The organism is Vagococcus humatus, assembly GCF_003950325.1.
In the GTDB taxonomy this organism is placed as follows: Bacteria; Bacillota; Bacilli; order Lactobacillales; family Vagococcaceae; genus Vagococcus_C; species Vagococcus_C humatus.
Genome location: NZ_PXZH01000002.1, coordinates 97,996 through 113,117, shown reverse-complemented (window position 1 = coordinate 113,117; position 15,122 = coordinate 97,996). Strand labels below are relative to the sequence as shown.

13 protein-coding genes are annotated in these 15,122 nt (G+C 35.1%); 1 reads left to right on the top strand and 12 read right to left on the bottom strand.

What is annotated here, in order from left to right; all coding sequences use genetic code 11:
- Positions 1 to 12: 12 nt before the first annotated feature.
- The 11 genes from mutS to yfmF all read right to left on the bottom strand — a co-directional run bounded on the left by mutS (position 13) and on the right by yfmF (position 13,367).
- On the bottom strand, positions 13 to 2,631 hold the full coding sequence (gene mutS / locus C7P63_RS05585; RefSeq protein WP_125943180.1) for a DNA mismatch repair protein MutS: 2,619 nt from the start codon (positions 2,629 to 2,631) through the stop codon (positions 13 to 15).
- The gene (locus C7P63_RS05580; protein ID WP_125943179.1) at positions 2,631 to 3,038 is read right to left on the bottom strand and encodes a YlbF family regulator; all 408 of its coding nucleotides are present in this window, start codon (positions 3,036 to 3,038) and stop codon (positions 2,631 to 2,633) included. Before C7P63_RS05580 ends, mutS begins: the two co-directional genes overlap by 1 nt.
- A gap of 3 nt (positions 3,039 to 3,041) precedes the next feature.
- Positions 3,042 to 3,842 carry a TIGR00282 family metallophosphoesterase gene (locus C7P63_RS05575; RefSeq protein ID WP_125943178.1) on the bottom strand — a complete coding sequence of 267 codons (801 nt, stop codon included), beginning with the start codon at positions 3,840 to 3,842 and terminating at the stop codon, positions 3,042 to 3,044.
- Positions 3,843 to 3,967: 125 nt separating this feature from the next.
- The gene (gene rny, locus C7P63_RS05570; RefSeq protein WP_125943177.1) at positions 3,968 to 5,527 is read right to left on the bottom strand and encodes a ribonuclease Y; all 1,560 of its coding nucleotides are present in this window, start codon (positions 5,525 to 5,527) and stop codon (positions 3,968 to 3,970) included.
- Positions 5,528 to 5,800: 273 nt separating this feature from the next.
- Entirely contained in the window at positions 5,801 to 6,862 is a 1,062-nt protein-coding gene (recA, locus tag C7P63_RS05565) for a recombinase RecA (RefSeq protein WP_125943176.1), read from the bottom strand.
- A 185-nt stretch (positions 6,863 to 7,047) separates the two neighbouring features.
- Positions 7,048 to 8,295: a competence/damage-inducible protein A gene (locus C7P63_RS05560; protein WP_125943433.1), complete on the bottom strand. Its 1,248-nt coding sequence runs from the start codon at positions 8,293 to 8,295 to the stop codon at positions 7,048 to 7,050.
- A 193-nt stretch (positions 8,296 to 8,488) separates the two neighbouring features.
- The gene (gene pgsA / locus C7P63_RS05555) at positions 8,489 to 9,067 is read right to left on the bottom strand and encodes a CDP-diacylglycerol--glycerol-3-phosphate 3-phosphatidyltransferase (RefSeq protein WP_125943175.1); all 579 of its coding nucleotides are present in this window, start codon (positions 9,065 to 9,067) and stop codon (positions 8,489 to 8,491) included.
- An 88-nt stretch (positions 9,068 to 9,155) separates the two neighbouring features.
- A complete protein-coding gene (locus C7P63_RS05550; RefSeq protein ID WP_125943174.1) occupies positions 9,156 to 10,049 on the bottom strand; it encodes a RodZ domain-containing protein in 894 nt (297 codons plus the stop codon).
- Between the two features lie 21 nt (positions 10,050 to 10,070).
- Positions 10,071 to 10,796 (bottom strand): elongation factor P 5-aminopentanone reductase, encoded by a 726-nt coding sequence (gene ymfI, locus C7P63_RS05545; RefSeq protein ID WP_125943173.1) that lies wholly within the window; start codon positions 10,794 to 10,796, stop codon positions 10,071 to 10,073.
- Positions 10,797 to 10,804: 8 nt separating this feature from the next.
- A complete protein-coding gene (gene yfmH / locus C7P63_RS05540; protein ID WP_125943172.1) occupies positions 10,805 to 12,106 on the bottom strand; it encodes an EF-P 5-aminopentanol modification-associated protein YfmH in 1,302 nt (433 codons plus the stop codon).
- Positions 12,093 to 13,367, bottom strand: coding sequence for an EF-P 5-aminopentanol modification-associated protein YfmF (gene yfmF / locus C7P63_RS05535; protein WP_125943171.1), 1,275 nt, complete (start codon positions 13,365 to 13,367; stop codon positions 12,093 to 12,095). Before yfmF ends, yfmH begins: the two co-directional genes overlap by 14 nt.
- Positions 13,368 to 13,582: 215 nt before the next feature.
- Between yfmF and mscL the strand changes: the two genes are divergently transcribed.
- Positions 13,583 to 14,041, top strand: a complete 459-nt coding sequence (mscL, locus tag C7P63_RS05530) for a large conductance mechanosensitive channel protein MscL (RefSeq protein WP_125943170.1) — start codon at positions 13,583 to 13,585, stop codon at positions 14,039 to 14,041.
- A gap of 26 nt (positions 14,042 to 14,067) precedes the next feature.
- On the opposite strand, the gene C7P63_RS05525 is transcribed toward mscL, so the two are convergent.
- Positions 14,068 to 15,039 (bottom strand): ribose-phosphate diphosphokinase, encoded by a 972-nt coding sequence (locus C7P63_RS05525; RefSeq protein ID WP_125943169.1) that lies wholly within the window; start codon positions 15,037 to 15,039, stop codon positions 14,068 to 14,070.
- Positions 15,040 to 15,122: the final 83 nt, after the last annotated feature.

Genomic DNA, 15,122 nt, shown 5'->3' with positions numbered 1-15,122 from the left:
CTACCTCCTTTTTTATAACCGTTTTTGTAGAGCATATAAGGTGTTTAAAGCATCCATAGGGGTCATGTCTAGTAAATTTAATTCTTTTAATTCTGAAATAATTTCTTCTGAAACTGGATCTATTTCACTAAAAAGAGACAGTTGACCACTATCTTCCTCACCTACACTTACTGCTGGTTTTGGTAAATCTTGACTCTCTTTTAATTGTTCTGTAGCTTGACAGTCTGTTAAATTAATTTTCTGATTTTGTTCTAGCATAGTTAAAATATCATCTGCTCGTTGCAATAAATTATTTGGTAAACCTGCTAATTTAGCCACATGAATACCATAACTTTTATCTGCCGGACCTTCCATCATCTTATGTAAAAAGACAACTTCTCCTTCTTTTTCCATCGCTCCTACATGAATATTTTTAAGTCCTGTTAAGGTATCCTCTAACTGAGTTAGTTCGTGATAGTGGGTTGAGAACAAGGTTTTAGCTTGAACTTGTTCATGAAGATATTCAATAATCCCTTGAGCCAAAGCCATTCCATCATAAGTAGCTGTTCCCCGACCAATCTCATCAAATAAAATTAAACTATCCGGAGTAGCATGTCTTAAGGCTTCGTTGGCTTCCATCATTTCTACCATGAAAGTACTTTGCCCAGCAATCAGATCATCACTTGCTCCAATTCGAGTAAAAATATGATCAAAAATAGGCAAGGTAGCTTCTTCAGCTGGAACAAAACACCCCATTTGCGCCATAATAACTGTTAAGGCTAATTGCCGCATATAAGTACTTTTTCCAGACATATTAGGTCCGGTAATTAATAAAATGGTGGTATCTTGATTCATTTGCACACTATTAGGAACATACTGCTGATACCCCATCACTTTTTCTACCACAGGATGTCTGCCTTCTTTTAGACAAAGTTCATGGGTTTCTTTGGTTAAAGTTGGGCGAATGTATTGATATTTTTCACTTACAGTGGCAAAACTCTGCAACACATCAAGACTAGCAATCCCTTTAGCTAAACGCTGAAGTCGTTGGATTCCTTGTTTAACTACCTCTCTAACTTGGACAAATAATTGATACTCTAACTCTTTTGATTTTTCTTCTGCTTCTAAAATCAAGGTTTCAATTTCTTTTAATTCATCTGTAATAAACCGTTCAGCATTAGTTAAGGTTTGTTTTCTGTCATAGTGGGTATCTTCTTTTAATAAGTGTAAATTCCCTTTACTAATTTCAATATAATAACCAAACACTCGGTTAAATCCTACTTTTAAATTCTTAATTCCAGTTCGTTGACGCTCTCTAGCCTCTAATTCCGCTAACCATTTTTTACCATTTAACATAGCATCTCGGTAAGTATCTAATTGAGTGTTATAGCCAGTTTTAATAACATCTCCTTCAGTCACACTTAACGGAGGTTCTTCATTAATTGCTTGATCAATCACTAAAACAATATCTTCCACTGGATCAAGTTGAGCTAAAACAGATTGCCATTCACCTTGATCAATTCCCTCAAGTAACTCTCTGATTCTAGGCACCATTTGAAGTGAGGTTTTTAGTTGAATTAAATCACGACCATTAACACTTCCAAAAGCCACCCGACCAGCTAACCGTTCTAAATCATATACTTTTTTTAAAGCTTCTTGTAAGTCAGCTCGCTCAAAAAATGCATCTAATAAACTTTGAACCATATTTTGACGGGCTAAAATCTCGGCTTCTTGAATTAAAGGACGGTCTAACCATTGTTTTAAAAGTCGTCCTCCCATAGCTGTCTTGGTTTCATCCAACAACCATAAAAGCGTGCCATATTTTTTTCCTGTTCGAATAGAACGATCTAATTCTAAATTAAACTTAGAGTAGTGATCTAGCTTTAAATAGTGAGTCGGTTCATAAACGACTGCTTGTTGTAAATGGGCTAAACTTCTTTTTTGTGTTTCACTAATATAGGTTAATAGCTTTTGAACCACTTGCTTTTCCAATTCAAGAGAAAGTGGCTGAGAAATGTATGAAAGTTCCGCATTTTCTAGTGAAGTTTCTTGATATGAAAACATTAAATTAAGCCGAGCACTTAATTGCTTCGTTAAGGTTTCAGGAATAGCTGTGCCTAACACCATCTCTTTTGTTTGAAGACTAGCACACTCATTTAACACACTTTCAGCATCAGGTAAGGAAGTGACTTTTAATTCCCCTGTACTTAAATCGGTATAGGCAAAACCATACCCTAAACCTTCCTCATACACGATAGCCGTTAAGAAATTATTAGCTTTGGCTTCAATCCCTTTAGCATTAGTAATAGTTCCAGGAGTAACTAGTTGAACTACTTCTCTTTTGACCATTCCTTTAGCTTCTTTAGGATCCTCCATTTGTTCACAAATAGCTACTTTATATCCTTTTTCCACAAGAGTATCAATATAACCCTGAGCAGCATGATGGGGAACTCCGCACATAGGTATCGGCTCTTCTGCATTTTTATTACGGCTAGTCAACGTTAGTTCAAGTAACTGAGCGACTTGTTCAGCATCCTCATAAAACAATTCATAAAAATCTCCTAAACGATAGAATAAAAAAGCATCTGGATATTGCTCTTTAATGTTCATATATTGTTCCATCATAGGAGTTCGTTTAGTTTTTTGAGGCATTAAATATCTCTCCTTTGTTCTTTTCCATTTAAATCTTCTGTTATTGAATGGTTTATTTCTTGTTCGATAACTGTTGTGATATATTGCACCACATCGTTAGCTTCCACTAATTTTTCTCTATAACGAATCACTAGTGGATGTTCATCAAATTGTTTAGTTAACGCATCCGCTTGTTTAATTGCTTCTTTTTCTGCTACTGGTTTATGATAGTGAGCAAACTGGACTGCTTGTTTTTGATACGCTTTTATTTCTTCCACTAACATTTTTAAGCCCTCATGTTGACTGACTTTTTTTTCTATCTCCTGATAGTCATGGATTGCTTGACTTCTTTTTAACTGAGCAATTAACCGGTCTAATGTTGCTTGACCTTGACTATCTAACAAGTTTTTTTCTTTATCTTCTAACATTTTCTAATCCTTCCAAGGATGATCTTCATTAATTAAACCAGTTTGAATTGATTTAGCCTTTCCCGTTTTATTATCTAAATCAATCACACAATAAGATAATAGGGAACGTCCTTCTTCTACCACTTCAAATCGGTGAGGCAAGGCAGTTTGGAACTTACCAATTACAGCGGCTCTATTCATTCCTAAAATACCATCATAAGGGCCTGTCATACCTACATCTGTTAAATAAGCTGTTCCTTTAGGTAAAATACGTTGATCCGCTGTTTGAACATGAGTATGAGTCCCTACTAAAGCAGAAATTTGGCCATCTAAAAACCAGCCCATTGCTTGTTTTTCACTAGTAGTTTCAGCGTGAAAATCCACAAAAATTAAAGGCGTTCTTTTTCTGGCTTCACTGACCAAATCTTCTATTTTTTGAAAGGGATCATCAATCGCCGTCATAAACGTTCGACCTTGTAAATTAATCACAGCTAGTTCTTCTTGATTGACTTTCACATACACAATTCCATGGCCTGGAGTACTGGCTTCTGGGAAATTAATCGGTCTGACTAATTTTTTAGCCGAATCAATAAAATTAAAAATATCTCGGTTATCCCAAGCATGATTTCCTAGAGTCACTACATCGGCTCCATCTTGTAATAACTTTTTATAAATTTTTTCCGTAATTCCTCTACCACTTGCCGCATTTTCACCATTAATAATCGTTACTTGGGGACGGTATTTTTGTTTTAACTTAGGGACATATTGCTCGATCGTTTTTCTTCCTAAAGATCCTACAACATCTCCAATAAATAATATGCGCATAAACGCTTCCTCTTCTCTAATAGCATCTTTGTTCATTTTAGCAATTTTTAGAAAGAAAAGAAAGAAAAGGAAAATCTTAGACAAATAAAAAAAGTTATCTGTCTTAAAACAGATAACTTTTTTTATTATTTAGCGTAGTCCACTGCACGTGTTTCCCGTACTACAGTGACTTTAATATGTCCTGGATATTCCAGTTCATCTTCAATTCTCTTTCGAATGTTTCGAACTAATAAAGTAGCATCATCATCACTAATTTCATCTGGTTTAACCATAATTCTAACTTCACGTCCTGCTTGAATAGCAAAACTTGTATCTACACCAGTAAATTCGTTGGCAATGCCTTCTAAACGTTCTAAGCGACGAATATAATTTTCAAGTGACTCACTACGAGCACCTGGGCGAGCTGCAGACAAAGCATCAGCAGCAGCAACTAAAACGGAAATAACTGAAGTAGCTTCAATGTCTCCGTGGTGAGAAGCGATAGCATTAATTACAACAGGATGTTCTTTGTATTTTTTCGCTAGCTCCACACCAATTTCTACGTGGGAGCCTTCTACTTCTCTGTCTAGTGCTTTACCAATATCATGTAAGAAACCTGCACGTTTAGCCAAATCAACATCTTCTCCTAATTCAGCAGCTAAAACACCTGTTAACTTAGCTACTTCAATAGAGTGATTTAAGACGTTTTGACCATAACTTGTTCGGAATTTCAAACGACCCATAATTTTAATCAAATCTGGGTGAAGGGTATGCGCGCCAACTTCAAAAGCAGCATGTTCTCCGTATTCGCGGATAGTTTCATCCATTTCTTTTCGAGCTTTTTCAACCATTTCCTCAATTCGAGCTGGATGAATTCGGCCGTCTTGAATTAATTTTTCTAAAGCAATTCGAGCAATTTCCCGACGAATTGGATCGAAACCTGATAAAACCACTGCTTCAGGCGTATCATCAATAATTAAATCGATACCTGTTAACGTTTCTAAAGTCCGAATGTTTCGACCTTCTCGTCCGATAATTCGACCTTTCATTTCATCATTTGGTAAGTTAACTACTGAAACGGTAGCCTCAGATACTTGATCTGCTGCACAACGTTGCATAGCCAATGATAAAATATTTTTCGCTTTTCGATCTGCTTCTTCTTTTGCACGTCGTTCATTTTCACGAACCATCATAGCTAATTCGTGAGTTAAATCTTCTTGGGTAGCATCCATAATAATATCACGAGCTTCATCTCTGGATAGAGATGCTACTTTTTCTAATACTTTTTCTTGCTCTTCAACTAATCGCGTTGCCTCTTTTTCTCGCTCATCAATCAATTGTTCTCTAGAATCAAGTTTCTCTTCTTTGTCTTCTAGTGAGTTTTCGCGTTTAACAAGAGTTTCATCTTTGCGGTCAAGATTATTTTCACGTTGTAATAAACGATTTTCTTGGGCTTTAATTTCGTCTCTTCGCTCTTTCAACTCACTTTCTACTTCTAATCGATACTTTTGATTCTCTTCTTTGGACTCTAATAAAGTTTCTTTCTTTAATGTTTCAGCTTCACGCCGAGCATCTTCTAAAATACTTTCAGCAGATGTTTTTGCTGCTTCCATTTCTTTTTGTAAATGATTCTTAGCAAAAACAAATCCGATGCCGAGACCGACAATCAATCCGATGATACCGAGGAGTATAGCAATAATTGACATGTTGTACACCTCCGTAGGATCTTCTATTATCATATATGGGTAGTTTATTTCATAAAAAACTAGGGAATAAAACTCAATGTCCATAAACTACTTGCATAATTGTATAAAATTTATACATCTTTAATTCTAATATTAGTCCACAGGTGTGTCAACTTTAATTTCCTGAAACTCTAGCTTTCTTCTCTATATAGCTAAAAAAACTGAAAACTCTTCCTTTTTTCAAAAAAAAGAACTAGACTCTACTGAAATCTAGTTCTTTTCTTTATTTATTAGCTATCCTTTAGCAGATGGTTTATTTTCTGTTTTGGGTTGAGTTTCTTTTGTTTCTTTTTCACTAACAGGCTCTTCCCCAATCCCGTAAGCGGCTCTTACTAGTTGGTTAATTTCATTAAACATTTCAGGGTGTTCTTTCATATACCGCTTAGCGTTTTCCCGTCCTTGTCCAATTCGTTCTTCCTTGTAGCTATACCATGCACCACTTTTATCGACGATATCTTTTTCAACCGCCATATCTAGTAACTCTCCTTCTTTAGAGATACCTTCTCCGTACATAATATCCACTTCAGCCACTCTAAATGGTGGAGCTACTTTATTTTTAACTACTTTAATTTTAGTTCGGTTTCCGACAATTTCTGTTCCATTTTTTAACTGCTCTGCCCGACGTACTTCTAGACGAATAGTTGAATAAAACTTCAATGCTCGTCCACCTGGAGTTGTTTCTGGATTACCAAACATAACGCCGACTTTTTCACGAATTTGGTTAATAAACACGGCTATCGTTTTCGTTTTATTAATAGAGCCAGATAATTTTCTCAAAGCTTGAGACATCAACCGAGCTTGTAAACCTACATGAGTGTCTCCCATTTCCCCTTCAATTTCTGCACGGGGAACTAACGCTGCTACAGAATCCACTACAACAATATCAATAGCACCACTTGATACCAAAGCATCCGCAATCTCTAAACCTTGCTCTCCTGTATCTGGTTGTGAAAGTAATAATTCATCAATATTCACACCTAAACGTTGAGCATAAGCTGGATCTAAAGCATTTTCCGCGTCAATAAACGCTGCAGTTCCTCCTTGCTTTTGCACTTCGGCAATAGCATGTAAGGCAACAGTTGTTTTACCAGAACTTTCAGGTCCATATACCTCTACAATCCGACCTTTAGGAAATCCGCCAACCCCTAAAGCTACATCTAATGCTAATGAACCACTAGGAATGGTGGATATTTTAGTATCAGCTTTTTCACCAAGCTTCATAATAGAGCCTTTACCATAGCTTTTCTCAATTTTCTTTAATGCTGCATCTAATGCTACTTTACGATCATCTGCCACTCTTGTATCCTCCTTATATATCAAAACTAACAAACCAGATTTACTCATGTTTTAAACAGCTAATAACTATGACTAGCTCTTGATTAAATCAGCTACTTTATCTTTTTATTTAAAAAAATCTACTCTCATATCATACGGTTTAATAGCTAAAAAAGCAAGAAAAATACGAACAAGCATTCGCTTTTTTAATGTTCCATTAAGATTTGTTGTCTTAATAAATTCAAACCAGCCATTAATGCACTATGTCTAATATACTCTCTATCTCGGTTAAATTGATACAAATAGGCAGTAGTGCCCGACTTTTTAGAAGAAACCCCTATCCAAACAGTTCCTGCCGACTTTCCCTCTAATTCCTCTGGACCAGCTACTCCTGTAAAAGAGATACTGTAATCTGTTCCTAATTTTAGCCGAGATTGTTCTGCCATTAAACAAGCACATTCTTTACTAACTACGCCTACTTGATTTAATTGATCTAATGAAATATCTAACAACTGAGCTTTAGCTTCTTTCGAATACGTGACAAATCCTCCAGGAAAACATTGTGAAACCCCTGGCACTTTAGCCAAAGTTTCTTGAAAAAGTCCTGCAGTTAAACTTTCAGCACTCGTGACTGTTTGATGATATTTTTTTAATAACCCCACAGTTTCAGCTTCTAAAGAATGATTATCACCATATCCGTAAAAATACTTTCCGACTATTTTTTGAATGTCTTTTTCTGCTTGATCTAATAACTCTTTAGCTTTTTCATGGGTATTGGCTTTAGCGGTTACCCTTAATGTAACTTCGTTAGATTTAGCATAAGCAGCAATCGTTGGATTCATTTGATGAGTAATTAACTCTTCAATTTCTGTTACTAACTGCGCTTCTCCAATTCCATAAAACCGTAAAACCCTTGAATCTAGTACCCATTCTTGAGGCAATATTTTTTTCAAAAGTGGAGTGACTTCTTTTAAAAACATCGGTTCTAATTCAACTGGTGGCCCTGGTAATACTAAATAACTCCGATTTTTTATTGTATATAGGGTTCCTAGAGCTAGACCATTTGGGTTTTGAATAGGAATTCCCCCTTTTATATTTTGGGACTGTTTGCGATTATTTTCTGTAATCGGACGACCTAAACGAGTTAAATGGTGAACGATTTTTTTTAAGGCCATTTCATTTGCTTCTAAAGGTTGATTAAGATGCTTAGCTAATACTTCTTTAGTAATATCATCTTGAGTTGGACCTAAACCTCCACATAAAACAATTAACTCACTACGAGTATCGGCTAATGCTAATAGATTTAATAGCCGTGCTTCATTATCCCCAACAACACTATGATAGTAAACTTCAAACCCTAAACTAGCTAATTCTTCAGATAAAAAAGTGGCATTAGTGTTAACGGTTTGACCTAATAATAGTTCTGTGCCAACTGCTATAATTTCTGCTTTCAACATAATCCCCCCAAATAGTATGGTTAAATGTATCACAGTTAAACTCATAATACATTTATTCCATTTTAAATAGATTCGTTTTTATTGTAACACTTCATTAAAAAAAGAAACAAAACTCTAACTCTAAATAAAAAAGATTGTTCCATCGTTAGAAAAAACTTCTAACCTGAAACAATCTTTTATTCATAACTGATTACATGGATCCTTTAAACACATGTGTATTTTTAGCAAAATAGTCAATCCCTGAATAAATAGTAAAGAATAAACACGTATATAATAAGATCTGATCTACTGGTAAACCTAAACTAGCAAATGGAATATTATTAATCATCAGAAAAATAATTGCCAACATTTGAGTAGCTGTTTTGACTTTTCCAGGCCAAGCTGCTGCCATTACTTCTCCGTCTTCTACTAACAATAATCTTAGACCAGTGACTGCTAATTCTCTACAAACAATAATAGCCACAATCCATGCAGACACTTTGCCTTGAGAAACTAAAACGATAAAAGCAGTCATCACTAACATTTTATCTGCTAATGGATCAGCAAATTTACCGAAGTTAGTTACTAACCCTCTAGCTCTAGCAATTTTTCCATCTAACCAATCTGTCATACTAGCTAAAGCAAAAATTAACATCCCGACAAACTGAGTCCACTCGACACTTGTTTGTCCTACGGTTAAAACGCCCCAATCAAAAGCGCCACTAACTACCACTAAAAATACTGGAATCATACAAATTCTAATTACGGTTAACTTATTTGGTAAGTTCACTTTATTCACCCTTCTTTCTTTTGTCCCTATCTATTTTAATCGAGTTCATCTAGAAAGTCTATGTCAGACCCACTAATTCACTTAGTGTCTAGTTATATGAGATAGTTAAATGGACATTTCTTGTTTGAATAGGGGTTTGATTCGGATTAACATCTAATTTTTTATTGTTAACCTGAATCTGAACTTTATCAGCTGCCCCAATCACTAGGGTTGCCTCTTCCACCTTATCTGGTAATTCAATTTGATCTTTTTCGCCTAATTCCAATGTTTTTTCATAAACAAATGCCCCGTCTACCTGAATTCCTAACCAACAACGACCCTCTTTAGCATCAAACTCAAAAGTTAGGGGATTCGTAACTTTTTTAAGACTCATCTCTACTTGTTGGCCTTCTTCACCATCAAAATGAATACTCATCCCTTTCTTTTTAGCTGGTTTAGGTTTTTCAGCATGAGTTGGTTTTTCTTCTGCCACTTCTTCTTTACTTTCTGTTTTGCTTTCATCAGGAGCATTTTCTTCAGTAAATTCACTTTCAATGCTCACTTCATTCGGCTTGGTTATCATCTTCTGATTAGGATCTTCTCTTAAAGTTAGATACGCCACAGTCGCTACAATTGTCACAGAAGCTATCGTTAAAATAATCATAGGTAATCGTTGACGCCATTTTTTAAAGTCATATTTAGTTTGATGCTGTTTTTGGTGCATGGCTACCCGAGAACTATTAATCGTTTCAACTGGAGGTAGTTCTTCTACTACTTCTTTACCATCTAATAAGTTTACTAACTGCTCTCCGTCAATTCCCACAGCTTTTGCATATTGGCGAATAAAAGAGCGCACATAAAAAGTACCAGGCATTGCCTCAAAGTCATTCTGCTCCAATGCAACTAAATATTTTTTTTGAATCTTTGTTAACTGTTGTAGTTCATCAATGGTTAAGCCTTTAGCTAATCGCGCACTTTTTAATCTTTCTCCTATTGTTTTCACGTGCTCACCTTTTTTTCTTCTTTATATTTTCCAGCCACCTGTAATAGGAATCGTTGTTCCTGTAATATAACCTGCTTCTTCTTTAACTAAAAACCGAACAACTTGGGCCACTTCTTTTGGTTCAGCCATTCTTCTCATCGGTATTTCAGCCAATAAACACGCTTTTTCTTCATCAGTCCAATTCGCGTTCATTTGCGTATTAACAGCTCCTGGTGCCACTACGTTAACTGTAATACCTAAAGAGGATACTTCTTGAGCATAGGCTTTCGCAAAGCTTTGCTGGGCCCCTTTCACAGTGCTATAAGCCACTTCCATTGAGCTACCACTTAGCCCATATACAGAGCCTATAAAAATAATTCGCCCTTGGTGCTGATGACTTAATTTGCTTTGTAACGCTTGACACATGCACATAGGGGTTTTAATCATTAATTGCCACAGCTCATCTATTTCTTGACTAGTAGTATCCGTCAACAATTTATAAACAGTTTTGCCATTTGCAAAAATGATACTATCAACTTGAAACAACTGATTGAGTAATGGCTCTAAACTTGTTTCATGAGTCATATCAAATCCTACTGAAAAAAAATCTTGTTTAGGATATAACTGACGAAGTTCTTCATTCAACTCTACTACACGTTCTTTATGATGATAATAATGGCAATAAAGGGACCAACCATCTTCCGCCAAAGCCTTAGCACAGGCTCTACCAATATCTCCGCTAGCCCCTAAAATTAATGCATACTTCATACTTATTCCTACTCCTTCACTTCTTCTGGATACATAAAGAAATGACTAAAGTTCTCAGCAAGGAAAAATGTATCCACTACCTGATAAATATCTGCTAATTGAATTTGAGCAATGATTTCAGTTAAATCAAATAAAGTCACTGTTTCAAAGGTTAATTGACTGAATTGATTAGCAATATATTCTAATGAGTTTAGCGATTGTAAATGTTTTCCAAGCAAACGTTTTTTAAGTAAAGCTAGTCTTTCGTCCGTTACATCTGGACTAGTTTTAGCTGTTAATAAAATATCTTCAATCGTTTTAACAAAACGTTCGGGTTCTTTAGTATCTGTACTAATATCTGCAAAATAAAAATCCCGTTCTAGATTGAATTCATAAGAAAAACTATCATCAATCAACCCTTCATTATACATGCTTAATTGGTTTTGAGAGGTTGAACCAAATAACAATTGGAATAATAAAGACGCTGCTGTTTTATAAATCAATTGTTCTTTTTCTGTAGTAGGTAAAGGAGTCACTCCTTTGATACCTAAAACTGCTTTAGGCTTACTAATAGGCATAGTTAAACTGCTTTCTTTAATAATCCCTGGCTCTGTCCCACTTGGTAAATCGCGCTTAATAGGAGCACTCGGTTCAAACTCTTTTTTCAGTTGATTGTCTTTAATCACTTTCATAATAGCATTAGGTTCAATATTCCCTACAATAAATAAATTCATATTACTTGGATGATAAAAGGTTTCGTAGCACGTATATAAATCTTTTGCAGTAATTTCTTGAATACTCTCTACTGTCCCTGCTATATCCACATGTAATGGATGATTAGGGTATAAGTTATTTAATATGCCAAAAAATAAACGCCAATTAGGATCGTCTTGATACATTTGAATTTCTTGGGCGATAATTCCTTTTTCTTTTTCCACTGTTTCCTCAGTAAAATAAGGCTCTTGAACAAAATCTAATAAGGTTTCTAAATTTTGAACAACTTGATCAGTCGTTGAAAACAAATAACTTGTCCGAGTAAAAGAGGTATAAGCGTTAGCAGAGGCTCCTTGTTTTCCAAAGATGTGAAACACATCCCCGTCCTCTTTTTCAAACATTTTATGCTCTAAAAAGTGAGCAATACCGTCTGGCACTTGGCAATATTCTTTTTGATTAATTGGAATAAACTTATTATCAATCGAACCGTACTCAGTCGTAAATAAGCTATATGTTTTATGAAAATCAGGCTTTGGTAATAACGTCACACGTAAGCCATTGTCTAATGTTTCTTGATACAACGTTTCTTCTACAACTGGATAATTAATCTTCTTCATAGGAAAGACTCCCTTCCAAGAAATAAACTGCTTCTAAAGTCACTTGATTAGCTACTCGTTTTATATCCTCAACTGTTACTTGGTTTAAGCAAGCTAACCATTCTTCATCACTTAAACAAGCTTTAGGGTATTTAGACATGAGATAACTTTTTTCTAATAAAGCACTTCCGTTATCTAGTGACAAAATATAATGAGTTCTTAACATCTCTTTAGTCTGAAGTAACTCCTCATCTGTTATGTCCCCATGTTTTAAGCTCTCTAGCTGCTCCTGGATTAATTCTAAAACACGTTCCTTGTTTTTACCTTCAATCCCTGTTTGAACGGTTAAATAGCCTCTAAAGGTATCAATAGAGCTAGAAGTATAATAGGCCATACTTTCTTTTTCCCGAACGTTCATGAATAGCTTAGAATGAGGAAATCCTCCAAACAATCCATTAAATACTTGTAGCGGGAAATAATCTGTTTCATGATAGTAAATACCTGTACGAAATCCTAAATTCAACTTAGATTGAACAACAGGTTGTTGCTCTTTTTTCTCTAATAAATTTTGACGAGCTGGTTGATGGTAAAAACCTGGAGAAAATGGAGATGTTCTAGGTTCAAAAGGTAAAATCTTCACTAAAGAAAGAAGTTCTTCTTCATCTACATCCCCAATTACTAAAATATCTACTGCATTATTAGCTAACATCCAGTCATAATAAGCTGATAAAGAATTAGCTGTGACTTTTTCTAAATCTTTAATAGTCCCAAAACTTGGGGTTTGTTGATCGTTATCTTGAAAATATAAATCTTGTAATTTTAGTGCTGCTTCACTTTGTTTATCATCATAAATAGATTCTATATATTCTATTAAGTTAGTTTTTTCCCGTTCAAAAGTTTCTAAATCAAAAGCTGCTTCAGATCTATTCGGATAAAATAAAACCTCTTTAATAAAATCAATGGCTTCAGCTAAAATGTTTTCGTGATGGGGAAGAAATTTTTCATTCACAATATTTAACACTAAAGTAAGGTAGTGACTGTCACCTTTTTTACTTACCTGAAAACCAAAACTTGCTCCGTACATATCTGCTAATTTTTTACTTATATCAGCTTGCGTTGAATAATTTAAGCTATTGGTTTCTAGTAAATTGCTTAATAAAGTTCGCTGACTAATTGTCTCCTTAGATAATGTTTCAGCAAAACGAATATATAATTTAATAGTCTTGTACTTAGTTGTGGGAATTACATGTAAATCCACTCCCGGCACCAAAGAAATACTCATGTGCATAACTCCTCTCTATTCCTAATCTTATCATAATCAATCTCACTAATCTTGACAACGGAAACTATTCTTCTTAATTAAATCCTTATGTTTCATGTATGATTATCCCACAATTAACAGAGTTATTGCATATCTGTGAGTATATTTGTTTTCTTCAATTTTTATTTTAGCTATAATATTAAGTAAGACAATAAATAAGGAAAGGAAGTGACGAGATGTTAAAAGAATTTAAAGAGTTTATTATGCGAGGCAGTGTATTAGATTTAGCAGTCGGGGTTGTTATCGGAGGTGCTTTTACCGCCATTGTAGATTCTATTGTTAAAGGTTTAATTACACCTTTAGTAGCGTTACCTATTAAATTACTAACTGGTAACAAAGACGGGGAAATTAAAGGTTTATCTGTGGCATTTAAAGGAGTGGTTTTCGACTTTGATGCTATTATTTCAGCTATTATTACCTTTTTAATTACCGCCATTGTTGTCTTTTTAATCGTCAAAGCAGCTAACACTGCTAGAAATATGTTAGAAAAAGAAGAAGAAGAGGTTGTACCAGAAGTTGATCCAACTCAAGAATATTTAAAAGAAATTAGAGATCTACTAGCTGTGCAAAATCAAGTAGCTAAAACAGAAGAAACACCAACTGCTACTCAACCATCTGATGAAAAAAACCTTTAAGAGAATATTCTCTTAAAGGTTTTTTCTTACATTTTTTTAGTTTCAAACAAAGGACTAACTGGTTTATTTTCATGAATTCTTTTAATTGCATCACCAATTAATTCGCCCACACTTACTTCAACAATTTTATCAATCTTACGATCATCTGGTAAGTTAATAGAATCTGTAACGATTACTTGCTTGATAGATGATTCTTCTAATCTTGTCAAAGCAGGACCTGATAAAACCGGATGTGTACAACAAGCTACAACTTCTGTAGCGCCAGCTTCAGTTAAAGCTGAAGCAGCTAGAGTAATTGTCCCAGCTGTGTCAATCATGTCATCGATCATGATACATTTTTTGCCTTCTACATTACCAATAATGTTCATCACTTCTGCAACATTTGCTTTTGGACGACGTTTATCAATAATAGCAATTGGAGAACCTAAAAATTCTGCCAATTTACGAGCACGTGTAACACCACCATGATCAGGTGAGACAATCACTGTATCGTCTCCAACGTAGTTATGTTCCATAAAGTAATCTGCTAATAAAGGAGCTGCCATTAAATGGTCAACAGGAATATCAAAGAAACCTTGAATTTGAGATGCATGTAAGTCAAGCGTTAACACACGATCTGCTCCTGCAGCTGTAATCATATTAGCTACCAATTTCGCTGTAATTGGTTCACGAGAACGAGCTTTACGGTCTTGACGAGCATAACCGTAGTAAGGAAGTACCACATTAATTGTTTTGGCACTTGCACGACGTAAAGCATCCATCATAATTAACAACTCCATTAAGTTGTCGTTAACTGGTGAACTAGTTGATTGAATTAAGTAAACATGATCACCACGAATACTTTCTTCAATGTTGATTTGGATTTCGCCATCGCTAAATTGTTTCACTGAACATTTACCTAATTCAACACCGACAGCTGCTGCAATTTTTTCAGCTAATGGACGATTTGAATTTAGTGAAAAGATTTTCAATCTTGGATCAAAGTAATGATTGGACATGAGGACCTCCGCTTTCTTTTTGGTGAGAATATTTTTTTACTTCCTTATAAATAGTAGTCATTTTTCCGTGAAAAATCAAGGGG